The organism is Granulicella paludicola, from assembly GCF_025685545.1.
GTDB lineage: Bacteria > Acidobacteriota > Terriglobia > Terriglobales > Acidobacteriaceae > Granulicella > Granulicella paludicola.
This window is the reverse complement of sequence record NZ_JAGSYC010000023.1, coordinates 385,139-405,989: the sequence shown is the minus strand read 5'-3', so window position 1 is coordinate 405,989 and position 20,851 is coordinate 385,139. Positions and strand designations below refer to the sequence as shown.

The 20,851-nt window shown below is 60.1% G+C and carries 22 protein-coding genes; 15 read left to right on the top strand and 7 right to left on the bottom strand.

Annotated features, from left to right (window positions below; translation table 11 throughout):
* The first annotated feature begins 347 nt into the window (after nt 1–347).
* On the top strand, nt 348–530 hold the full coding sequence (locus OHL14_RS09025; RefSeq protein WP_263379010.1) for a hypothetical protein: 183 nt from the start codon (nt 348–350) through the stop codon (nt 528–530).
* A 75-nt stretch (nt 531–605) separates the two neighbouring features.
* Here the strand turns inward: OHL14_RS09025 and OHL14_RS09020 are convergent, their stop codons facing one another.
* Nucleotides 606–1,109 carry a bactofilin family protein gene (locus OHL14_RS09020; protein WP_263379009.1) on the bottom strand — a complete coding sequence of 168 codons (504 nt, stop codon included), beginning with the start codon at nt 1,107–1,109 and terminating at the stop codon, nt 606–608.
* 224 nt (nt 1,110–1,333) lie between these two features.
* Nucleotides 1,334–2,029, bottom strand: coding sequence for a hypothetical protein (locus OHL14_RS09015; protein ID WP_263379008.1), 696 nt, complete (start codon nt 2,027–2,029; stop codon nt 1,334–1,336).
* A gap of 275 nt (nt 2,030–2,304) precedes the next feature.
* On the opposite strand from OHL14_RS09015, the gene infA reads away from it, so the two are divergent.
* From infA to queA, 11 genes are all read left to right on the top strand, one after another.
* Nucleotides 2,305–2,523, top strand: a complete 219-nt coding sequence (gene infA, locus OHL14_RS09010; protein ID WP_014264250.1) for a translation initiation factor IF-1 — start codon at nt 2,305–2,307, stop codon at nt 2,521–2,523.
* Between the two features lie 91 nt (nt 2,524–2,614).
* Nucleotides 2,615–2,728, top strand: coding sequence for a 50S ribosomal protein L36 (gene rpmJ, locus OHL14_RS09005; protein WP_182276027.1), 114 nt, complete (start codon nt 2,615–2,617; stop codon nt 2,726–2,728).
* 231 nt (nt 2,729–2,959) lie between these two features.
* Nucleotides 2,960–3,340, top strand: coding sequence for a 30S ribosomal protein S13 (gene rpsM / locus OHL14_RS09000; RefSeq protein WP_263379007.1), 381 nt, complete (start codon nt 2,960–2,962; stop codon nt 3,338–3,340).
* Nucleotides 3,340–3,762, top strand: a complete 423-nt coding sequence (rpsK, locus tag OHL14_RS08995) for a 30S ribosomal protein S11 (protein ID WP_263379006.1) — start codon at nt 3,340–3,342, stop codon at nt 3,760–3,762. The genes rpsM and rpsK overlap by 1 nt, the downstream gene beginning before the upstream one ends.
* Before the next feature lie 148 nt (nt 3,763–3,910).
* A complete protein-coding gene (rpsD, locus tag OHL14_RS08990; protein ID WP_263379005.1) occupies nt 3,911–4,543 on the top strand; it encodes a 30S ribosomal protein S4 in 633 nt (210 codons plus the stop codon).
* 148 nt (nt 4,544–4,691) lie between these two features.
* Nucleotides 4,692–5,786, top strand: a complete 1,095-nt coding sequence (locus OHL14_RS08985; protein WP_263379004.1) for a DNA-directed RNA polymerase subunit alpha — start codon at nt 4,692–4,694, stop codon at nt 5,784–5,786.
* Nucleotides 5,787–5,898: 112 nt separating this feature from the next.
* The gene (gene rplQ, locus OHL14_RS08980; protein ID WP_263379003.1) at nt 5,899–6,366 is read left to right on the top strand and encodes a 50S ribosomal protein L17; all 468 of its coding nucleotides are present in this window, start codon (nt 5,899–5,901) and stop codon (nt 6,364–6,366) included.
* Nucleotides 6,367–6,449: 83 nt separating this feature from the next.
* Entirely contained in the window at nt 6,450–7,385 is a 936-nt protein-coding gene (locus OHL14_RS08975; RefSeq protein WP_263379002.1) for an ABC transporter ATP-binding protein, read from the top strand.
* Nucleotides 7,378–8,613 carry an ABC transporter permease gene (locus tag OHL14_RS08970; protein ID WP_263379001.1) on the top strand — a complete coding sequence of 412 codons (1,236 nt, stop codon included), beginning with the start codon at nt 7,378–7,380 and terminating at the stop codon, nt 8,611–8,613. Before OHL14_RS08975 ends, OHL14_RS08970 begins: the two co-directional genes overlap by 8 nt.
* A 19-nt stretch (nt 8,614–8,632) precedes the next feature.
* Nucleotides 8,633–9,277: a lysophospholipid acyltransferase family protein gene (locus OHL14_RS08965; RefSeq protein WP_263379000.1), complete on the top strand. Its 645-nt coding sequence runs from the start codon at nt 8,633–8,635 to the stop codon at nt 9,275–9,277.
* Nucleotides 9,278–10,372: a tRNA preQ1(34) S-adenosylmethionine ribosyltransferase-isomerase QueA gene (gene queA, locus OHL14_RS08960; protein WP_263378999.1), complete on the top strand. Its 1,095-nt coding sequence runs from the start codon at nt 9,278–9,280 to the stop codon at nt 10,370–10,372.
* Here the strand turns inward: queA and OHL14_RS08955 are convergent.
* Nucleotides 10,369–10,902: a hypothetical protein gene (locus OHL14_RS08955; RefSeq protein WP_263378998.1), complete on the bottom strand. Its 534-nt coding sequence runs from the start codon at nt 10,900–10,902 to the stop codon at nt 10,369–10,371. The genes queA and OHL14_RS08955 overlap by 4 nt on opposite strands.
* Before the next feature lie 88 nt (nt 10,903–10,990).
* Here OHL14_RS08955 and polA point away from each other — a divergent pair, with 88 nt between their 5' ends.
* Nucleotides 10,991–13,957, top strand: coding sequence for a DNA polymerase I (gene polA, locus OHL14_RS08950; RefSeq protein ID WP_263378997.1), 2,967 nt, complete (start codon nt 10,991–10,993; stop codon nt 13,955–13,957).
* 26 nt (nt 13,958–13,983) lie between these two features.
* Here the strand turns inward: polA and glmM are convergent, their stop codons facing one another.
* The gene (gene glmM / locus OHL14_RS08945) at nt 13,984–15,321 is read right to left on the bottom strand and encodes a phosphoglucosamine mutase (protein ID WP_263378996.1); all 1,338 of its coding nucleotides are present in this window, start codon (nt 15,319–15,321) and stop codon (nt 13,984–13,986) included.
* A gap of 12 nt (nt 15,322–15,333) precedes the next feature.
* Nucleotides 15,334–16,848 (bottom strand): exodeoxyribonuclease VII large subunit, encoded by a 1,515-nt coding sequence (gene xseA / locus OHL14_RS08940; RefSeq protein WP_263378995.1) that lies wholly within the window; start codon nt 16,846–16,848, stop codon nt 15,334–15,336.
* Nucleotides 16,849–16,896: 48 nt separating this feature from the next.
* Here xseA and OHL14_RS08935 point away from each other — a divergent pair, with 48 nt between their 5' ends.
* The gene (locus OHL14_RS08935) at nt 16,897–18,114 is read left to right on the top strand and encodes a potassium channel family protein (RefSeq protein ID WP_263378994.1); all 1,218 of its coding nucleotides are present in this window, start codon (nt 16,897–16,899) and stop codon (nt 18,112–18,114) included.
* Between the two features lie 73 nt (nt 18,115–18,187).
* Here OHL14_RS08935 and OHL14_RS08930 read toward each other — a convergent pair whose 3' ends face one another.
* Nucleotides 18,188–18,937, bottom strand: a complete 750-nt coding sequence (locus OHL14_RS08930; protein ID WP_263378993.1) for a coatomer subunit epsilon — start codon at nt 18,935–18,937, stop codon at nt 18,188–18,190.
* A 399-nt stretch (nt 18,938–19,336) separates the two neighbouring features.
* Here OHL14_RS08930 and OHL14_RS08925 point away from each other — a divergent pair, with 399 nt between their 5' ends.
* Nucleotides 19,337–20,077, top strand: coding sequence for a GvpL/GvpF family gas vesicle protein (locus tag OHL14_RS08925; protein WP_263378992.1), 741 nt, complete (start codon nt 19,337–19,339; stop codon nt 20,075–20,077).
* A gap of 114 nt (nt 20,078–20,191) precedes the next feature.
* Here OHL14_RS08925 and pgsA read toward each other — a convergent pair whose 3' ends face one another.
* Nucleotides 20,192–20,833: a CDP-diacylglycerol--glycerol-3-phosphate 3-phosphatidyltransferase gene (pgsA, locus tag OHL14_RS08920; protein WP_263379078.1), complete on the bottom strand. Its 642-nt coding sequence runs from the start codon at nt 20,831–20,833 to the stop codon at nt 20,192–20,194.
* Nucleotides 20,834–20,851: the final 18 nt, after the last annotated feature.

Below are 20,851 nucleotides of genomic sequence, written 5' to 3'. Positions count from 1 at the left end.
TGCGGCCTTAGCGTTTGGCGGTCGATGCAATCATGCGTACAGACTTACATCAGGACGGCAGTTCAGAACACACCTCAGGTTCGATAACCACTGAGGATGTGACGAGACTGGAACAGCATCGTTACCTGTTCTTCCTTCGGCGTCGGCAGCATTCCGCGACAACGGATGACATACCGATAAGAGAGCATCGCACTCTGGATTTCTGGTTGCCGATTCTTGTTTGCATCGCACTCATCTTCATTGCGGTGCTGGTCTATCTGCGCACTGGCGCATTCTGATATCCGTGCGATCTGGGCACACTTGTTATCCAGAACAAAGGAAATCCCGTGTCAGGTAAGAGAGAGTTCATGGCAGACGGCAAGTTCTCCAAAGATCAACTGGTCGAAACGATTCTGGAAGACTCTGGTCAATATGCAGCCTTGCTGCGGCGAAGAGATCAGGAAGATCGGAGACGCGGTGGCGTGTTTTATTTCGCCTTCGTTTTCCTGGTGGCGTTGGTAGGTGTTGGACTGGTGTGGGTCAGCCACTAGGCTCCTGGCAGATTGCACTAAAAACTACAAAGCCCCGGCAGTTGCCGGGGCTTTGCTGTTGCTACCGTTGAATGCTTATGCTTCCGTTGCAGGCGTCTCGGTCGGAGCCGGTGTTGCAGGCTGACCATTCTTGGCTTCTGCGCCGGGCTTGCGGATGTCGATGCCACCCTTGAAGAACGCGCCGTCTTCGATGGAGATCCGTGCTGCGATCACATCGCCGGTGAGCGAGCCTTCAGCGCGAATGTCCACGCGGTCGGTCGCCTGGCAGTTGCCACGGATTTTGCCGAGCACCACGATCTCGCGAGCGAGGATGGTTGCTGCGACCTGTCCGTTGCGGCCCACAGTCACGCGGTTGCCGGGCAGGTTGATGGAGCCTTCGACCTTACCGTCGATATACAACGACTCGGCACCGGAGATCTCGCCCTTCACGACGAGGCTCTTGCCAATCGTCGCCTGTTCGCCGGGAGCACCGGCGGGGTTGCGTGCGTCAAATCCTGGAGTGGTCGTACCCGGGGTCGTAGAGCGTCCTGCGTCGGAGGGAGGAGTCGGCGGTGTCGCAGGCTGATTCGGTTTCCACATAGTCTCTCTAAATTCCTTTCGTCATTTGAGGGGGAGAACGTTGCCGGTACCAGCCGCTTACGCTAGCCGCGCGTCACACAGCGCTGCTGTCCCGAACTGTTCTCACCATACTACCTTCGCAGGCGCACAGGGCTGTGCAGGCCTATGAAAATCATGGCCATGCGAAGGAAATTTGCTGTGCCGAAAGGTTGCTCCGCGAGTCACACTTTTGTCACGGCCAGTGATTATGGCTCGGAGCTCTCACCCTCCTCCACCAATGAACTCGTGCCCAGAACATCGAAGGTCATTGATTCTCCTACGGTCAGATCGAAAGTGACGCGAATCGGCGTGCGCTGCCAGCGTGCCGCAGCACATACCGGATGCGGAGGATTGGCCATCGGCCATGGTCCGATAACCTTCTGCACAACGGCTTTGCGTGAACCTAACTCGGCAACAACGGCGACGAGCCCTCCCTTGGTTGTAGTCGCAATTCCGCAATAGGCCGCGTAGTCACGAAACCAGGCTGCGCTGGATACATCGGGATCGTAATCAGGCAGATGCAGCGCCGAGATATGGCCTGTGGTGCGGTCTACCATCAGCCACGGACCGGGCTGCCAGGTCCATCGCTGAGCCTCGCCGGGCAGGGCATCGTTGATATGCAGCGCACGCCGGATAACGAAGGAGCGGTCGGTTACATCGTGCAACTCACCGACGGTCCACTCTTTCTGGCGGTCGTCGACCAGCAAAGGACGAATGCGAAGGGTCGTAGCCTCTTCGCTCTTGGTATCGGGGGTGGCCTCTGGGGGCGTGTACGGCACGCGGCGCGCGGGTCCCAGCACGACAGTGTGGACCTTCGGCACGGCGGCCCTAGAATTGACGCAGTACGCAGCAAAAACGAGGGCGGTCAGCAGTGGCACAACAGCCAGGCGGTGGGTCTGCATGGCCGCCAGCGTAGCAGAGTTTGGCCTGATCAAACGCGCCTTTTGTGCCGCGAGGAGGAAGTCTGTCTGAATGTTGTGAAATTTTGGGCATGGGCTATGCAAAACTCCCCTTTTTCGCTACACTTGGAGATGGTGCGTGACTCTTCCGCCGTCTAATGCAGCCCTCAGGGTTGGAATTGGACTATCAGAAGCCCACGAAACAGCTGGTAGGGATTGAAAGCAGATGGACGTATCTGCACGTTTCAAAGTGCTTAGCGTCTATCGAAGGAGACTGTTTGTCGAAGGAAGATGCAATTGAAGTAATGGCGGTGGTGGTAGAAACACTGCCCAATGCGCTCTTTAAGGTCGAGCTTGAGAACAAGCATCAGGTTCTCGCGCACGTCTCGGGTCGCATGAGGAAGAACTTCATCCGCATTCTCCCCGGCGATCGGGTTGCCATCGAGCTGAGCCCCTACGATCTGAACCGCGGTCGCATCGTCTACCGCTACAAGTAACAAGCGGGTTTTCAGTTTGCTGTTGTCAGTTCTCAGGAACGGCAACGAATAACTGGCAACTGAGAACCGACAACTCAGAACTGGAGTTCCAATGAAGGTCCGTGCATCTGTAAAGCCGATCTGCGATAAGTGCAAAGTCATCCATCGCAAGGGTGTCGTCCGCGTCATCTGCGAGAACGCCAAGCACAAGCAGCGCCAGGGCTAAGAAACAGGCAGTAGGGAATAGGGAGCAGTAAGCCCTGAACCCAGCTACTCCCTACTCACTGTTTCCTACTCCCTGTATCTAGTGGCCCCACCGGGCGAGTTAGCCGAAGTCAAGGCTTGCGATGAACCCGGAGGAGGCGGTAGCTCAGCTCGATTGAGATAGCCGTCAGCCGCTCCACCCGTAACCCCGCCGTCCAGCTTTGATCTGGAGGCCCAACCGAAAGGCATACCCATGGCCCGTATCGCTGGCGTCGACCTGCCCGGAAACAAGCAGGTTCGTATCGCCCTCACTTACATCTATGGCATCGGTGACCCGCGCGCTCTCAAGATTCTTGAGAAGGCCGGCATCGATCCGCTCGTCAAAATGGCTACTCTTGACGAGGACCAGCTCAACAAGATCCGTGGCGTCATCGAACAGGAAGGCGGCATCGAGGGTGACCTCCGCAAGGAGATCTCGCTCAACATCAAGCGCCTGATCGAGATCCAGTCCTACCGTGGTCTTCGCCACCGCCGCTCGCTGCCCGTCCGCGGTCAGCGTACGCACACCAACGCGCGCACTCGCAAGGGTCCCCGTAAGGGCACGGTTGCCGGGAAGAAGAAGGTGACCAAGTAATGGCTAAGACTCAACAGAAGGCTGGAGCCGCAAAGGCCGGCAAGAACAAGAAGTTCAAGAAGCGCGAACGCAAGAATGTCCCATTTGGTCTGGTGTTCATTCAGGCTTCGTTCAACAACACCATCGTGACGATCACCGATCAGCAGGGCAACACGCTGTCGTGGAAGAGCTCGGGTTCGCTCGGCTTCCGCGGTTCGCGTAAGGGCACGCCGTTTGCGGCGCAGCAGGCAGCGGTCAACGCCGCAACTGCCGCTCGCGACCACGGTCTGCGCTCGGTCGATGTCCGCGTCGCCGGCCCCGGTTCGGGCCGTGAGAGCGCGATCCGCGCCCTCGCAGCTGCCGGTATCGAGGTTCGCTCGATCCGCGACGTTACGCCGATGCCGCACAACGGCTGCCGTCCGCCGAAGCGCCGCCGCGTATAACTACGAGCTTCTAGCCGTTAGTACTAGCAATTAGCTAGACACTAACGGCTAGTGGCTAGAAGCTGTTCCAACGGATCGTGACGAAGCGCTGCCAAGCGCGTAAAGCGATCGACACCAGAACCACCAGAATTACTTCAGGAGATTTGAAATGGCACGTTACACAGGACCCGTATGCCGCCTTTGCCGTCGCGATGGCGTAAAGCTCTTTCTCAAGGGCGCAAAGTGCTTCACCGAGAAGTGCCCCGTCGAAAAGCGCAACTTCGCTCCAGGCCAGCACGGCCAGTCGAAGAAGGTAAAGAAGCTTGTGGGCTACGGTCTGCAACTCCGCGAGAAGCAGAAGGCCAAGCGCATCTACTTCACGCTCGAGACCCAGTTCCGCGCGTACTACGAGAAGGCTGCCGCCCGCACCGGCGTCACCGGCGAACTGCTCCTGCAGCAGCTTGAGACCCGCCTCGACAACGTGGCTTACCGCCTCGGTTTCGCGATGAGCCGCCGCCAGTCCCGCCAGGTTGTCCGTCACGGACACGTTCTGGTCAACGGCAAGAAGGTGAACATTCCTTCTTACCAGGTCAAGGTTGGCGACGTCATCTCGATCACTGAGAAGTCGAAGGAACTGTCGATGCTCGAGGCTTCGAAGAACTTTGCCGCCGGTCTGGGCCGCGTCTCCTGGATCGATATCGCTGCGGACAATCTCTCCGGCAAGATCATTGCCACCCCGAAGCGCGAAGACATCCAGATCCCGGTCAACGAGCAGCAGATCGTCGAACTGTACAGCAAGTAAGGAATCCAGGGATTAGGGGACAGGGATTAGGGATCAGGCTCCACGCCGTCCTAATCCCTACCCCTAATCCCTAACCCCTGTTTCACCAACCGCACTACCATCAGCCACGCAGAATGCTTCGCGTGTGCGATGAAGAAAGGATGTACCCATGCTCTGGAGAGGTTTCCAAAAGCCCAAGCGTCTCGCCGTCGATCAGGAATCCCTGACACAAACCCACGGTAAGTTTTCCGCGCAGCCCTTTGAGCGCGGCTTCGGCACGACCATCGGTAACGCACTGCGCCGCACGCTGCTCTCGTCCATCGAGGGTGCGGCTGTTACCGCAGTCCGCATCGAGGGTGTGTTGCACGAGTTCCAGTCGATCACCGGCGTGGTCGAAGACGCAACTGACATCATCCTGAACCTGAAGCAGATTCCCTTCAAGCTCAACGGTGAGGGCCCCAAGGCTCTCTACCTGCGCGCTGACGCAGCTGGCGTCATCACCTCGGGTTCGATCGAGGCTGACTCCGATGTTGAGATCCTCGATCCCAACGTCTACATCTGCACAATCTCCGAAGGCGGCCGTATCGACATGGAGATGCGCTTGAAGCGTGGCCGTGGCTACGTCTCGGCGGACAAGAACTTCGACAGCGATCTCGGCATCGGCTTCATCCCCGTTGACTCCGTGCATTCGCCCGTCCGCAAGGTAAACTACCTGGTCGAGGCTGCACGTCTCGGTCAGATCACCGATTACGAAAAGCTGAACCTCGAAATCTGGACCAACGGCACCGTTCTTCCCGCCGATGCTCTCGGTCTCTCGGCCAAGCTGCTCAAGGACCACATGACCATCTTCATCAACTTCGAAGAGGAGCTCGAAGCCGGTGCTGACGGCCTGGGCGACGGTCCACAGATTCGCAACGAGAACCTCAACCGCTCGGTAGAAGAGCTTGAGCTCTCGGTGCGCAGCTACAACTGCCTGAAGAATGCAAACATCTCGACCATCGGTGAACTGATTCAGAAGACCGAAGCCGAGATGCTGAAGACGAAGAACTTCGGTCGTAAGAGCCTGAATGAGATCAAGGAAATCCTTGCTCAGATGGGTCTCTCGCTCGGCATGAAGATCGACGAGCAGGGCAACCCTGTCCCGGGACCGACCTCGGTTCTGCCGGCACAGACGCTTGCTGCCAGCTACGCCGGATTCGATGACGAAGATGAGGATGACGAGGACGACGATCTCGACCTCGGCACCGAGCCCGAAAACTTCTAACTTTGGGTGCCTCACGCGGAACCGCTCCGGCGATCTGCGTGAGGCGAACCCTGTAACCAGTACCACCCAGTAAGCCGGTCGACAGCTAAAGCTGGACCGAAGGAGATATACTATGCGTCATCGTAAAGGCGGGTTTAAACTCGGCCGTAACACCTCCCACCGTCGCGCTCTTCTGCGCAACCTCGTCACCTCCATCATTCTCAACGACCGTTGCCACACCACCATTACGAAGGCGAAGGCGACGCGTCCCATCGTCGAGAAGATGATCACCCTCGGCAAGAATGGCAGCGTTCACGCTCGCCGCCAGGCTCTCGCCTACCTGATGACGCCTGAGTCGGTCGACCGTCTCTTCGCTGTCGTGGCTCCGCGCTACACCACGCGCCCCGGCGGCTACAGCCGCATCGTCCGCACCGGTATCCGCAAGGGCGACTCGTCCGAGATGGCATTCATCGAGCTGCTCGATGCCGAGAACGAACTCAATGCCAAGGCAGAGAAGCGCGAGGCCGCCAAGCAGAAGCGTCGCGAAGAGCTCCAGAAGCAGATGGAAGAAGCGAACGCCGGTAACGATTCGGCCCAGTAATTTCGTCTCATTCAAGCTTCAACACAAAGGCGCGTCCCTCGGGGCGCGCCTTTACTTTACTGAGCTAAACTAAGCCTATCCGTATGGCTATCGTTGAACTCCAGAACATCCGCAAGGTCTATGACACGAAGGTAGCTGTCGAAGGCTTGACCCTGAGCATCGAGCCCGGCACTATGTTCGGCCTGCTCGGCCCGAACGGCTCCGGCAAGACCAGCTCGATCCGCATGATGATCGGCATGACGGTGCCAGACTCGGGCACAGTGAGTCTCTTCGGTCAGCCCTTCTCGCGGTCGCTGCTCGGCCGCATCGGCTATCTGCCGGAAGAGCGCGGACTCTACAAAAAGATGAAGGTCCTCGACCAGCTCATATTCCTCGGCCAGCTGCATGGTCTGTCGGAGACCGTCGCCCGCCAGCGTGCGACTCACTGGTGCGAGCGGCTCGAGATCACCGAGGCCATCGGCAAGAAGACAGAAGAGCTTTCCAAGGGCATGCAGCAGAAGATCCAGTTCATTGCGGCGTTGCTGCATGAGCCCGACCTGATCATCATGGACGAGCCTATGAGCGGCCTCGATCCAGTCAACGGTGCGCTGCTAATGGAGACGCTCGTCGACCTCCGTCGCGAAGGAAGAACAGTGCTCTTCTCCACACATCGAATGGACCAGATCGAACGTATGTGCGATGGCATCGCGCTCATCTCACGCGGCAAGCTGATGCTGTCCGGCTCCATGCGCGAGGTGAAATCGCGCTATCCGCGCAATCGCGTCAACATCGCCTACACCGGCGACGACAGCTTCCTGCGCAACCCTGCCATCGTTGCGAGCAAACGCGATGTAGGCGCAGCGCAACTGCAGCTTGTAGACGAGACAGCCGCGCAGCCGCTGCTCGCCGAGGCTATAGCCCGGGGCACGCAGATCACACGCTTCGAAGTAGTGGAGCCGACTATCGAAGACATTTTCATCGAACAGGTCCGTGCCAGCTTCGGCGACGCAGCGGCTGAAGGAGTTACCGTCGATGCCTAAGAACCTTCAGAACATCTGGCTCATCGCGAAGCGCGAATACACCGAGCGCGTCCGCACCAAAGCCTTCATAATCTCCACGGTGCTGATCCCTGCGCTTATGGGTGGCGGCGTCTTCGGTGTTGCAGCTATTACCAGGCACAGCAAGACGACCTCGCATATCGCGATCATGGCGTCCGAACCGCAGCCTGCGCGGGACCTGAAGCAGGAGCTCGAGCACGGCGAAGACACCAGCATGGCCGTCGACCTCGTCGCTCCTGGGAACGGTGAGACCCTGAGCCGCGAGATCGCAGGCAAGCAGATTGATGGCTACCTCGAGATCATTCAAACGCCCGACTCCGACGGCGCGCTGCATCGGCCTGTCTTCAACTTCACTCCGCGCTCTTCGGCGGACATCGCCACAAGCGATTCCATCAAGTCCGCACTGCAGACGGTCATGACCAGGGAGTACCTCGCCGCGCATCATGTCTCCGCAGAGGAGGCCAAGGCGCTTCTCGATCCGGCAAAGGTCAACGTCATCGAGTCGAACGGTCGCCACGCCGACTCCAAGCAGTCGTTCTACGTCGCGTACACACTGTTCTTTCTCATGTACATGGTTGTGCTGCTCTACGGCATGAACGTCGCACGCTCCATCATTGAAGAGAAGACCTCGCGCATCTTTGAGGTTCTGCTTGCTACCATCAAGCCCGACGAGCTGCTCGCAGGCAAGATCCTCGGCGTAGGTTCCGTCGGCCTCACGCAGGTAGGCATCTGGATGGCGGCAGCGCTGCTGTTCGCAACGCAGGCGGGAGCGATGAGCGGCATCACCATCAACGCTACGCAGATCATCTTCTTCATCATCTACTTCACGCTGGGATATGCGCTGTACTCCAGCGTGGCCGCAGCGCTTGGCGCCATGACGAACTCCGAGCAGGAGCTGCAGCAACTCAACATGTTTCTGATGATGCCGCTGTTTCTCTGCATGGGCATGTTGCCGGTCCTCATCACCAGCCCAAACTCGCTGTTGGCGCGCATCGTCTCGCAGATTCCATTCTGCGCGCCGCTGCTGATGAACTTCCGCATCTCCATCGCGATGCCGCAGCCATGGGAGATCGCGCTGTCTATCGGGCTTATCGTCGTATCGATCTTCGCCGTGCTCTGGATCAGCTCGCGCATCTATCGCGTCGGCATCCTGATGTATGGCAAGAAGCCTAACCTGCCTGAGATCCTCCGCTGGCTGAAGTACAGCTAGAGCCAGCTAGACTATCTACGTGCAAGCGTTCACCCGCAAACAGCGTCTCCTGCTCGCCGTAGTGCCACCACTCGCGGCGCTGTTCATCCGTGTGCTCGGCGCGACACTGCGTTATCGCGACCTCAACGCAGTCGACGAAGCGGGCCATACCGTCCCCGTTGGCATCGAGATACCCGGCCCCGTCGTCTTTGCCTTCTGGCATCGCACGTTGCTCGTCTGCGCACATCGCTTCCGCAACAAAGGCATAGCGATCCTGATCTCGCCGTCATTCGATGGCGAACTCATTGCCCGCACGGTCGAGTACCTCGGCTTCTATCCAGCGCGCGGCTCCAGCTCACGCAGCGGCGCCATCGGTCTCCGCAACATGGCTGAGGCCTACAACGCGGGCCATCGCACAGCGATCACCGCCGACGGCCCCCGCGGCCCGAACATGATCGCCAAGCCCGGCGTAGTACAGCTTGCCGAGCTCACCGGCGCCTCCTGGATCGGCACCTATTACGCGCTCCCCAGCCGTCGCTGGGAACTCAAGTCCTGGGATCGATTCATGATCCCAAAACCCTTCTCCACCGTCACCTTCACCTGGCCTGCGCATGTTGCCTCTGATGACATCACTAAGGTGCAGGCCGCATTGGATCAAGCGGTCGCCATGGCGGAGAAGAAATAGATGCTCGTATCTGACTTCGACTATCACCTCCCCGAAGAACTCATCGCGCAGCAGCCGCCAGCGGTACGCGGCACCAGCCGCATGATGACGCTTGATCGCTTCAGCGGAGCCTACACCGACCGTAGCTTCGCAGACTTGCCCTCGCTGCTGAAGCCCGGCGATCTCCTCATCGTCAACGACTCGCGCGTGATCCCAGCAAGACTCTTCGCGACCCGCGGCGGCCTCTCGACGCAGCACAACTCGCCCGCACCTACAGGGCACGTTGAGGTCCTGCTGACTGAGCAGATCATCTCTCCCGAAGGACACAACGACTGGCGCGCTCTCGTAAAGCCTGCGAAGAAGGTGCAACCCGGCGAGACCCTGCATTTCGCCGATCCTGCTCTCCTCGCAACGGTGTTGACCATAGGAGAGTTCGGCGAGCGCACGCTGCGCTTCGCCCCTGTCAATGACTTTCACGCGATCCTCGATCGCATCGGTCACCTACCGCTGCCGCCCTACATTCATCGCGACAAAACGCTACCCAACACCACCGAGGATCGCGAGCGCTATCAGACTGTCTTCGCGAAGCAGCGCGGCAGTGCAGCTGCTCCGACGGCAGGCCTGCACTTCACCCCGGAGATCTTCACGCAGCTTGAAGCGCGCGGCATCGAAGTAGCGCGCCTCACATTGCACGTTGGCCTCGGCACCTTCCAGCCAGTGCGCGCCGAACGCACAGAAGACATCCACCTCCACGCCGAGCACTACACACTTTCTGCCGAAGCAGCTGCCGCCATAAATCGCGCGCGGACCGAAGGCCGTCGCATCGTCGCTGTGGGTACTACAAGCACACGTACGCTTGAGCACGTCGCCCGCACCGCTGGGGATCAACCGATCGTCGCTCACTCCGGTAGCACAAGTCTCTTCCTGTCTCCCGGACTCAACGACCAATTCAAACTCGTCGGCGGCCTACTCACGAACTTTCACCTGCCGCAATCGACACTGCTGATGCTCGTCTCCGCCTTCGCAGGTCGCCAGCACATCCTCGCCGCCTATGATCACGCCGTCGCCGCAGGCTATCGCTTTTTCTCCTACGGCGACTGCATGTTGATCACCTAGCTCTTCAGCCGCGCCTTGAACTGTTGCATCAAGTAGAACTCAACCGACGGCCAGGGGACATCCTTCGTTCCCCTATACGTCTCGGCCCACACCAGCGTCCCCGGCTCGCTCACCGTGCGACCGGAGTAGATACGCAGCGTGCCAAGGTTCTCCTCTCCCGGCCCGATGTAGATGCCATTCTTGTTCAGTGGAACCATCAGGAAGGTCAGGTCCGCAGGCTGGTCCGTGCGCGGCACAACGTTCTTTCCCAGATGGTTTGCCAGCTTCCGCAACGAATCGTCGGAATGAACATCCTGCGCCTCGCTCTGCACGCTCACCGTCTTCGCAGCGTTGAACGCGCTCTTGAACGCCAGCCAGTCGCACTGGTATACGCCCTTTTCCAGCGCGCAGGCCGCATCGGTGGCGGTACCCTGTTGAGCATGGGCTACCAGACTTTGCGGGGCAAGCAACGCTCCCAAGCCGAGAGCACAAAGCCACAAGGCAACGCTGCCAGCCCTCGTCTTCGTTCCTGAAATCTGTCTCGTATTCACGTTCGCAATCTCCTTACTTCCTGCCTCGCGGATCGAGTCTTTCCTGTCTTCGGAAAGCCCTTGCGCGCGGCGTATCATCGGAATTGAGATGCCTCACGATACCCAGAACGCCGCCTCCAAAAAACCGCCGATTTACCTGCTCGATTCGATGGCCTTCATCTTCCGTGCCTATCACGCGATGCAGCGCTCGCGCCCCATGACTACGCGCACCGGCATCCCCACGGCGGCTACGTACGTCTTCGTCAACATGATCAACAAGCTGCGTGCCGACTTCAAGCCGGAATATCTCGCTGCCGTATACGACGTTGGCGCCCCGCTGTTACGCCACGAGACCGCCGCGCAGATGAAAGACGTGCAGAAGTTTAACATCAAGACGCAGCAGTTCGAGACGACAGAGTACGGCGGCTACAAGGCCAACCGCACTGAGACGCCGCCGGACCTCATCCAGCAGCAGCCCTACATCCGCCGCGCGCTTGAGGCCTTCCGCATCCCCATCGTCTTCTCTGAAGGTTACGAAGCCGATGACGTCATTGGCACGCTCAGCCAGCACTTCGCCAAGCTCGGTCACCATGTATACGTCGTCTCGTCCGACAAGGACATGATGCAGCTTGTCAACGAGAACGTCTCCATCCTGAACCCGACCAAGGACAATCTCATCCTCGATCCGGCTGGTGTTGAGGCTGTGCTCGGCGTGCCGCCGGAGCGCGTCGTCGATGTGATGGCGCTGCGCGGTGACTCCATCGACAACGTGCCCGGTGCGCCGGGCATCGGTGATAAGGGTTCTGTCGAGTTGATCCAGCAGTTCGGCACGGTCGAAGCGGCGATGGATGCAGCCGTCGCCACTCCAGAGCTGTTCAAGCGCAAGGTCTATCGCGAGTCCTTAGCGAACAATCGCGACAACATCCTTCTCTCGAAGGAACTCGTCACCATCCACTGCAGCGTGCCCACCGAGTTCACACTGGAGTCAATGCACACGCTGACCCCGGACAACGCCGCCTGCCGTGCGCTCTTCACCGAGCTCGAGTTCACCACGCTGCTCAAAGAACTTGCCCCTGACATTACAGCCGTCAACACCACCTACAACCTCAAGCCGTCTGCTGAAGAGATCACCACTCTCCTTGCAGAAGCTCGCGCTGCAGGTCACCTGGCCATAGCGCTGGCCGCTGCGATTGCTCCTCTTGAAGAGTCCGCCATCGCAGAAGACTCAGCCGAAGCAGAGGTCGAACCTGAGCCACCACCCGCAGAGACGATGTCGCTCTTTGGCGCTCCTGCGTCGGAGGAGACGACCACTTCAAACACCAACGCCTCCGCAGCTCTTGCTGTCTTGAGCATCGGTCTCGCCGTCACGCCGACACACGCGATAGAGGTGGAGCTCGCAAATCCTGCCGTGCGCGAGGCCCTCGCCGACGCGACGTTGCCGAAGCAGCTGCACGATTTCAAAGCCATTCTTCGTGCAATGGAGGCGAGCAACATCTCTATCGCAGGAGATATCACCGACGTGATGCTCGAAAGCTATCTGCTTAACCCGACGCACACCTCGCACTCGCTCATCGACCTCGCTGCACGCACAACTTCGGTGGCGTTGAAGCATCAGCCCAGCAAGGACAATCCCTCCGACCCGAAGCGGCTGCCTGAAGCCGCCGCTGCCGTGGCTCGCCTCGCCACTACACTTCATCAGCAACTCACAGAGTCCGCAGCGCCGCGCGCCGTGCTCGCCGATGATCCAGCGCTTGGCGGAGCCGTCACGAAGGAGATGCTCTTCGCCGACACACATCGCGATCCGGAGAAGCTCCCTTCAAAACCAGACTCGGATGCGAACGCTCCAGCTACGTTGCTCGACGTCTACAACGACATCGACCTCCCACTTGTGCCTGTCCTACTGCGCATGGAGCAGACCGGCGTTCGCATCGACAGTGACCTGCTACGCGAGATGTCCTCTCGCCTCGCTGTCACCATCGACGACCTCGCTGAACGCATCTACACTTCGACCGGGCATCGCTTCAACATCAATTCGCCTAAGCAGCTCGGCGACGTGCTCTTCAACAAGATGGACCTGCCCAAGCCTCTGAAGTATGGCAAGGGCAAGGTCGTCTCCACCGCGCAGGACGTGCTCGAAGACCTCGCTCAGCACCATGAGGTTCCTGCCTGGGTGCTGGAGCATCGCCAGCTGCAGAAGCTCAGGGGAACGTATCTCGATGCGCTGCCACTGCTCGCCGATGCGAACGGCCGCATCCATTCGACGTTCAATCAGGTGGGCACAGCGACGGGTCGCCTCAGCTCGACGAACCCCAACCTGCAGAACATCCCCATCCGCACCGCAGTTGGTCGCGAAATTCGCGCTGGCTTCATCGCGGCTCCAGGTAACTTGCTCATGTCTGCGGACTACTCGCAGATTGAGCTGCGGCTGATGGCTCATTTCTCGCAGGACCCGCTGCTGCTCGATGCCTACCGCACCGGTAAGGACATCCACACGCTCACCGCCTCCGAGGTCTTCGAGGTCGACGCCGCGACGATGGACAAGGAGACCCGCGCACGAGCGAAGGCTGTCAACTTCGGCATCGTCTACGGCATCTCGCCGTTCGGCCTCGCCGCGCAGCTGGGCATCGACCAGAAGATCGCGAAGGCCTACATCGAGCGTTACTACGAGCGCTACAGCGGCATCAAGACCTTCATCGAACACACGCTGGAGGAGGTGCGCCGCGATCAGTTCGTTCGCACCGCGTTCGGACGCATCCGTCCTATCCCGGACATCCAGTCGCGCAATCCCAACCAGCGAGGCTTCGCAGAACGCACAGCCATCAATACACCGCTACAGGGAACCGCCGCGGACCTCATCAAGATCGCCATGCTGCGCATCGACGCCGCCATCCGCGACCGCAAGCTGCGCTCGCAGATGACACTGCAGGTCCACGACGAACTTCTCTTCGACGTTGTGCCGGAAGAAGCCGACGCGATGCAGGAGCTGGTGAAGACGGAGATGGAATCAGCCGCAACGTTCAGTGTGCCAATCGTCGCCGAAGTCGGACTTGGCAAGAACTGGCGCGACATCAAGTAGAGCGCAACGACGCGTTCAGAGCTGGCCTAAATGCCCAGCTCTGCGCGGATCGCTCCAGCAATTGTCTCGGCATGGCGACGCATGGCTTCTTCGCTCTCCGCTTCAATCATTACGCGCGCCAGTGCCTCTGTCCCCGAATAGCGAATCACCACGCGGCCTGTGTCGCGTAGCTCGTCTTCCGCCGCCTGTATCGTTGCGACGACAGCAGGGATTGTATCCAGCGGCCTCTTCTCGCGCACCTTCACATTCAGAATCACCTGCGGGAAGTTCTTCAGGTCGGCGATCAATTCGCCGAGCGTCTTCCCGCTGCGATGTACCACGTCGAGCACCATCAGTGCTGTCAGCAGGCCGTCGCCTGTCGTTGCGCGCGCAGGGAAGAGGATGTGGCCGCTCTGCTCACCGCCAAGCGAGGCGCCACTTTCGCGCATCTGTTCGAGCACATACTTATCGCCCACCGGCGCGCGCAGCATCGAGATGCCAGAACGTTTGAATGCCGCCTCCAGCCCCATGTTCGACATCGTCGTTGCCACCACAACATCGCCAGCCAACTCACCGCGAGCGTGCATATCGCGTGCACATGCCAGCATCACCGCATCGCCGTTTACAACGTTGCCACGCTCATCGGCGAAGAGCGCGCGATCGGCATCGCCATCGAAGGTGAAGCCCATCGAAGCGCCATGCACCTTGACCTCGGCTGCCACGATCTCAGGATGCAGCGCGCCACACTGCTCGTTGATATTACGGCCGTCAGGCGAGGCGTGCGTCACCTCCACCGTGCCGCGCAGCGAGGCAAACAGCTGCGGTGCCACCGAGCTCGCAGCGCCGTTCGCGCAGTCGATCACAACCTTACGATTGTCGAGCGAGATCCCCGGGACAGCATTCAGCAGAAACTGGATGTATTCGGCACGATAGCTCTCGTTGACCTCGGGCAGCGCTGCTCCTTCCGTATGCACGGTGCCAGCGGCGAGTACGCTTTCGATCTCAGCTTCGATGGCAAGCTCCACCGCGTCAGGCAGCTTATAGCCGTCGCCACCAAAAATCTTGATGCCGTTGTCGCGCCACGGATTATGCGAGGCCGAAATCACAACGCCCGCGCTATATCCATGCTTGCGTGCGAGGAAGGCGATCGCCGGCGTTGTGATCACACCAGCATTCGCGACGGTCGCGCCGCCCGCACTCAGACCCGCAGCGAGCGTTCGTGCGATCCACGGTCCGCTCTCTCTCGTGTCCATGCCCATGATGATCGTTGAGCCTTCACCGAACTTCGTTGCCAGTGCAACGCCCACCGCGTAGATCGTGCGCTCATCGAGTGGCGCTTCTCCTGCGACTGCGCGAATTCCGTCCGTACCGAACAACTTCCTCATGCGTAGTCCTCGTTACTTGTCTGTTTCTGTGATGGTGGCGCGTAGGCGACCGTTGGCTAGTTGAGCGACAATCGCTTCGCCCTCATGGGCTTGGTCGGAAGACCGCAGCAGTTTACCCCTCGCTCCGTTACGCTCGATGTACACCAGCGCATAACCGCGTTCCAGCACGCGCAGCGGGCTTAGTGTCTCCAGCTTGGTGGTGGCTCGTTGCAGGCGCTGTTCACCCTTAGTGATCGTGATGGCGCGCGCAGCAAGCAGGCGTGATTGCAGGCTCTGCAAACGACGCGTGTCTCCACTCACTCGCAGGCCAACATGCTGTTGTCTCAGGCGCGCGTCGAGCTGCATCAGCTGCTCCTTGCGCTGGCGCGTGCGTCGCAGCAAAGCCGTCTCTGCGCGATTGGCAAGTTCATCCAGGCGTTGTTCGCGGCGGCTCAGTCCATCGCGCACGCGACGCAGCACCATCTCTGCGCTCAGGCGTTGCAGCTTCTGCCTTGCTGCCAGCAACTCATAACGTCCCGCACGACGAAGCCGCGAATACAAACGCTCCACGCGTTCGGCCACGCCAAAGTGCGCAGCGGTAACCAGCTCCGCTGCGGCAGAAGGCGTCGGTGCGCATACATCAGCCGCTGAATCCGCAATCGTCGTATCGACCGCGTGACCGATGCCGGTGATGACGGGTAAACTGCACGCTGCGATGGCTCGTGCAATGATCTCAGCGTCAAAGCCGTGCAGGTCCTCCCAGCTGCCACCACCGCGCGCTACGAGCACAACATCGGCCTGGTCGGGATGCTGGCTGAACCAGTTCACGCCCGCAGCAATCTCTTCAGGACAGTTAGGGCCTTGCACCGCAGCTGGGTACACCAACAGCCGAACGGCTGCGTGGCGTCTGCGACAGACCTTCACAATATCGCGCAATGCCGCTCCCTGCGCACTGGTCACAACACCGATGCAGCGTGGAAACTCGGGCAGCGGTCGCTTGCGCTCAAACAACCCTTCGCGACGCAGGCGCTCCTTCAACTCGCGCACGGCGGCGAGCAGCGCGCCCATGCCGACCTGCTCCATGGTCTCGGCAATCAGCTGCATCTGGCCGCGGCTTTCATAGATGCTGAGCTGCCCGCGCAGGCGGACCGCATCGCCATCCTTCGGCTTGAAGCGAAGCAGCTGCGCCTGCCGGCGGAACATTACGATGCTGAGCTGCGCATCGCCGTCCTTCAATGTGAAATAGCAATGGCCACTCGCCGCCGGTCGCCAGTTTGAAATCTCGCCTTCGACCGAGACCTGGGCGAACGTCCGCTCGACAAGACTGCGGACGCTCTGCACCAGCGCAGCCACGCTCCATATCTTCGGGGCTTCAGGTTCATGCCTGGGCGCGACCGTTGCGGGAGCCTTGCGAGGCTTGGGAGTTTCAGCCACAGGCTCCGCGGGTACGAGGTCGAAGAGTCCAGGCGAGGCGAGCGGCTTCAATGCGCGCTTCGCAGGTTTGCGGCGCAGCGAGGCAAGGGTCGGCATCTCGTCGGGGGAACTCATCGCTCCCACCGAGTTTACGCTGCGCCGTCGTCAAGCTAAAGTCGAGCTATGCACATCACTGCGGCTATCTTCGGGTGCGCCTTTCTGGCGAGCGTTCTTCTGGATGCGTTCCAGACCATCATCCTGCCTCGGCGACCCGTCGGTCGGCTCCGCATTACGCGGTTTTTCTTCCTGCTCACCTGGGGACCGTGGTGTGCGTTGACACGCGCATGGCCGGTGAAGAAGAGCCGCGAACAGATGTACAGCATCTACGGTCCGATGGCGCTGCTGCTCTTGTTCGTCACATGGGCGCTCTTGTTAGTGGTGGCATACGCCCTCATCTACTTCGGGCTGAGCCTGCCGTTTACCGATCCCTGGCATCCGGCGTTGCTACTGGAGCGAGTCCGAAGCTGCCTCTACGTGAGCGGGACCACGCTGTTTACCCTTGGCCTCGGCGATGTGCAGCCCGCAACGACCCTTGCGCGCGAACTCACCGTGCTGGAGGCAGGAACAGGCCTCGGGTTCGTTGCTCTGGTCATCGGTTACGTTCCCGTCCTTTATAACGCCTTCTCCTCGCGCGAGGTTCCCGTGGCGATGCTCGATGCTCGCGCAGGCTCGCCTCCTACGGCAGGCGAACTGCTGCTCCGTCATAACTTCTCCGGTGGCCACGAAGCGCTGACGGCGTTACTGGCTGAGTGGGAACGCTGGTCAGCAGAGATGCTCGAGACGCATGTCTCGTACCCGATTCTCTGCTACTACCGCTCGCAGCACGACAACCAGAGCTGGCTCGCCGCGATCACAGCCATCCTCGACACCTGCGCGCTCGTGATCACCACCGTCGAAGGTCCGAGCACCCGGCAGGCGCAGCTCACCTTTGCCATTGCCCGCCATACGTTGGTCGATCTCGGTCATGTCTTCCATCGCGAAAAGGTCGAGGCCCGGCTGCGCACCGAACCGCCGACGCGGCTGGGCGATGAGGAATATGCGCGACTGTCGGACCTGCTCTGCGAGGCCGGCTTCTCCCTCTGCCGGGCCGATGACGTCCAGGAGCGCCTGCTGGCCATTCGCAAGCTCTACGAGCCCCACGCGGAGTCCATGGCCGCGTACCTTGGGCTCACGCTGCCGCGCTGGGCTCCGCCGCCCCGTGACCCATCAAAGAAGCCGGATGGCTGGGTAACGGTCGCTGGCCTGCGCTATTCAGCCGCGCTCGCAGATCGCCTCGGCTCGCATGTTAGCGAGCAATCGACAGCAAACCGACTCGGCGATGCCGATAGCCATCCCTTCTAATCAGTGTCGGGTGTTTGGCTCCAAGTAGAAAGGCCGCCCGAAGGCGGCCTTTCGTTTGTAGGTCGATAAATACTTACTGCCCCGGAGCCTGTGCGGCCTGGGGGTTCAGCTTTTCGCTGGCGATCTGGGATACGGGTCCGGGCTTGCCCTTGGAGTCCTTATCCTTGTCCTTCAGCTCTGCGTAGATCTTGCGCGCCTGCTCAGTCTTCCCCTCGGACTCATACAAAGCCGCAAGCTGCAGCTGAGCTTCGCCAGCAGGTACGGTCACAGCCGTGCTCTTGCTGAGCTCGTCGTAGATGGCGATCGCATCGGAGTCGCGGTTCGTCTGCTGATACAGCTGCGCGAGCGCCATCTTGCCGAGCGCCGAAACGCCGCTCTCCCAGCTGGACGCTGCCTTCTTCAATTCTTCTTCCGCTGGGCCGTTCTTGCCCTCTTCCGCGAGTGTCAGGCCAGAGAAGTACGCGGCCAGCTTGCCGGGCTTCGTCATGCCGTACTGATCGGCTACCTGCGCAAACTGTGCCTGCGAGGCGGCAGCGCGGGCATTCGCATCAGGGAACGTCTTCATTCCAGGAGGCGTCGGCTGGCTGTTATTCACCAGCGGTGTCTGGTAGGTCTGCATTGCGGCGCCAAAAGCCGTCTCGGCCGCAGCGGTGCGATGCTCATAAAGACTGTATCCGCCCACCAGGGCAGCTACGACGACGACCAGCGCCACGGCACCGATGATCGTCTGCTGACGGTGCTTCTCGGCCCAGTGAATACTCTCGCCGGTTAGTTCCTGAAACTTGTCTTGCTTCTTCAAATCGCGCTTGGTTGCGTTGTCCACGAAACTCCGTCCTTCAACAAATCTTTGGGATTGCAGGCGGGGCATTGCCCGGCGCATACACGTCAGATCAGTCTATCAGGGCGGGCAGGCCGTCGGGAGCCGCCGCCGCCGCGACCCCTTCGCCCCGAAAATCAGCAGGATGTCCGGTATGACAGCAATAAGCTCTTGTTTTGCAGGCCCTTGTGTCGATTTCGGACATAAAAGAAGAGTCTTGCCAACCGTATTTCCATGGGCATACTATTCGACTCGCAATCGGAACAGTGCATACACGCTTTCAGGCGCACGCCAGGTTGCCGTAGGATCGTCTGTTTTCTCCTTTGGAGAGACGGTTCAGCGTTCTGTGCAAGGCCAGCCTGCTGGGGCACCAATCCCACGGGCTTTTTGGAGCGAGTGAGTTATATGTCCTGGTACGCATACTGTATTACCGAACGCAACGCCTTTCCTGAGTTATCCCGCCACCGCCGACCGATGCCGTTAGCCGGAATCAACGGACTCTTCGGCAACCAGACCTTCTTCTTTCCCGCAGCCGACCTGGCTGTAATCGTCTCTGAGCATATGCCCGAAGACGCCGCCCGTCTGCAGACCGCAGAAGGCCAGGCCGCCGCCCGCGACCACGCCCGCGTCATCTCCACCTGCTTCAACAAGTCCACAGTGCTGCCCTTCCGCTTCGGCACCACCTTTGAGGACGACGACGCCCTCCGCCGCTCCGTCCGCTCCAATCAGCGCCACTTCATGGCTAACGTCGAGCGCCTGCGCGGCAAGGCCGAGATGCACCTCAAAGTCGTCGTCGACGACATCTGCCCCGAAACCAAGGGCCAGGGACACACCTACCAGGCCGCCGGGCAGCAGTATCTCTCCCACCTCCGCGAGTCCGCCACCCGCCAGCGCGAGCGCCAATCCAAAGCTCGCGCCCTCTCCCTCCAGATGCACCGCATGTTCCTCCCTCTGGCAGAAGAGATCACATGCAAGCGGATGGACTCCGGCAAGATGCTGCTGGACATCGCCCACCTCGTCGACAAAAAGACCGTCGAGCGTTACCAGAACAAGTACTCCACCGCCACCATGGAGCTGAAAGACTGCGCCATGCAGCTCTCAGGCCCCTGGCCTCCTTACCACTTCGTCCAGCGCGACCAGGCTTAGGGCAGACAGTGTTAAAAGTGGAAGGCCCCGAGACATCGGGGCCTTCACTGTTTTGCCATCCTCTTGAGCTCCGCTCAGCCATCACGGCGAGAGAGGAGACAAAGGCCGCCGCTATCAGGCCTTCTGTTCGACCGCCGGCTTCTTCCGGCTCAAAACCGCAGTCGCCGCTCGTCGCGTATCGGACACCCGATCGATCTTCCTCCAAAAAGCCACAAAGTAGTCCACCGCCGAGATGATCGAAACGATCGTCATCCAGTAAATCGAAACCACCGCGATCAGATGAACGCCGATCGGGAACCCCCACCAGTTCCAGTAATCCCACTTGTGGTTCAGAATCGCGGCCACAACCGACACGATCTGGATGACCGTCTTCAGCTTGCCAATCTCGCTTGCGTCAATCGTGAACCCCTCGGATGCGGCAATCGAGCGCAGCCCGGTCACGAGGAACTCGCGCCCGATCACAAGGATCGCGATCCACGGCGGAACCACGTGGGGATTGTAGGCGACCAGAATAATGTAGCCCGCTGCGACCAGCAGCTTATCCGCCAGCGGATCGAGCAGCATCCCGGTGGTCGTAATCTGTCCGCGTCGGCGCGCCAGGTAGCCATCCAAACCATCCGTGATCGAAGCGAGGATGAATAGCGCCGATGCGTACAGCTCCTGGTTGCCCTGGTCCGGAAACTTGGGCGACAGCACCCAGATCAGCAGCGGTACGCTGGCGATGCGACTTAGCGTGATGGAGTTTGGAAGGTTCACGGCAGCGGGCCTGCCGGC

Excerpts from the sequence above, each read along its gene's own strand:
- OHL14_RS09025 (WP_263379010.1), top strand. The coding sequence starts at position 348 with ATGGCAGACGGCAAGTTCTCCAAAGATCAACTGGTCGAAACGATTCTG.
- OHL14_RS09020 (WP_263379009.1), bottom strand. The coding sequence starts at position 1,109 with ATGTGGAAACCGAATCAGCCTGCGACACCGCCGACTCCTCCCTCCGAC.
- OHL14_RS09015 (WP_263379008.1), bottom strand. The coding sequence starts at position 2,029 with ATGCAGACCCACCGCCTGGCTGTTGTGCCACTGCTGACCGCCCTCGTT.
- rpmJ (WP_182276027.1), top strand. The coding sequence starts at position 2,615 with ATGAAGGTCCGTGCATCTGTAAAGCCGATCTGCGATAAGTGCAAAGTC.
- rpsM (WP_263379007.1), top strand. The coding sequence starts at position 2,960 with ATGGCCCGTATCGCTGGCGTCGACCTGCCCGGAAACAAGCAGGTTCGT.
- rpsK (WP_263379006.1), top strand. The coding sequence starts at position 3,340 with ATGGCTAAGACTCAACAGAAGGCTGGAGCCGCAAAGGCCGGCAAGAAC.
- rpsD (WP_263379005.1), top strand. The coding sequence starts at position 3,911 with ATGGCACGTTACACAGGACCCGTATGCCGCCTTTGCCGTCGCGATGGC.
- OHL14_RS08985 (WP_263379004.1), top strand. The coding sequence starts at position 4,692 with ATGCTCTGGAGAGGTTTCCAAAAGCCCAAGCGTCTCGCCGTCGATCAG.
- rplQ (WP_263379003.1), top strand. The coding sequence starts at position 5,899 with ATGCGTCATCGTAAAGGCGGGTTTAAACTCGGCCGTAACACCTCCCAC.
- OHL14_RS08975 (WP_263379002.1), top strand. The coding sequence starts at position 6,450 with ATGGCTATCGTTGAACTCCAGAACATCCGCAAGGTCTATGACACGAAG.
- OHL14_RS08970 (WP_263379001.1), top strand. The coding sequence starts at position 7,378 with ATGCCTAAGAACCTTCAGAACATCTGGCTCATCGCGAAGCGCGAATAC.
- queA (WP_263378999.1), top strand. The coding sequence starts at position 9,278 with ATGCTCGTATCTGACTTCGACTATCACCTCCCCGAAGAACTCATCGCG.
- polA (WP_263378997.1), top strand. The coding sequence starts at position 10,991 with ATGCCTCACGATACCCAGAACGCCGCCTCCAAAAAACCGCCGATTTAC.
- glmM (WP_263378996.1), bottom strand. The coding sequence starts at position 15,321 with ATGAGGAAGTTGTTCGGTACGGACGGAATTCGCGCAGTCGCAGGAGAA.
- xseA (WP_263378995.1), bottom strand. The coding sequence starts at position 16,848 with ATGAGTTCCCCCGACGAGATGCCGACCCTTGCCTCGCTGCGCCGCAAA.
- OHL14_RS08935 (WP_263378994.1), top strand. The coding sequence starts at position 16,897 with ATGCACATCACTGCGGCTATCTTCGGGTGCGCCTTTCTGGCGAGCGTT.
- OHL14_RS08925 (WP_263378992.1), top strand. The coding sequence starts at position 19,337 with ATGTCCTGGTACGCATACTGTATTACCGAACGCAACGCCTTTCCTGAG.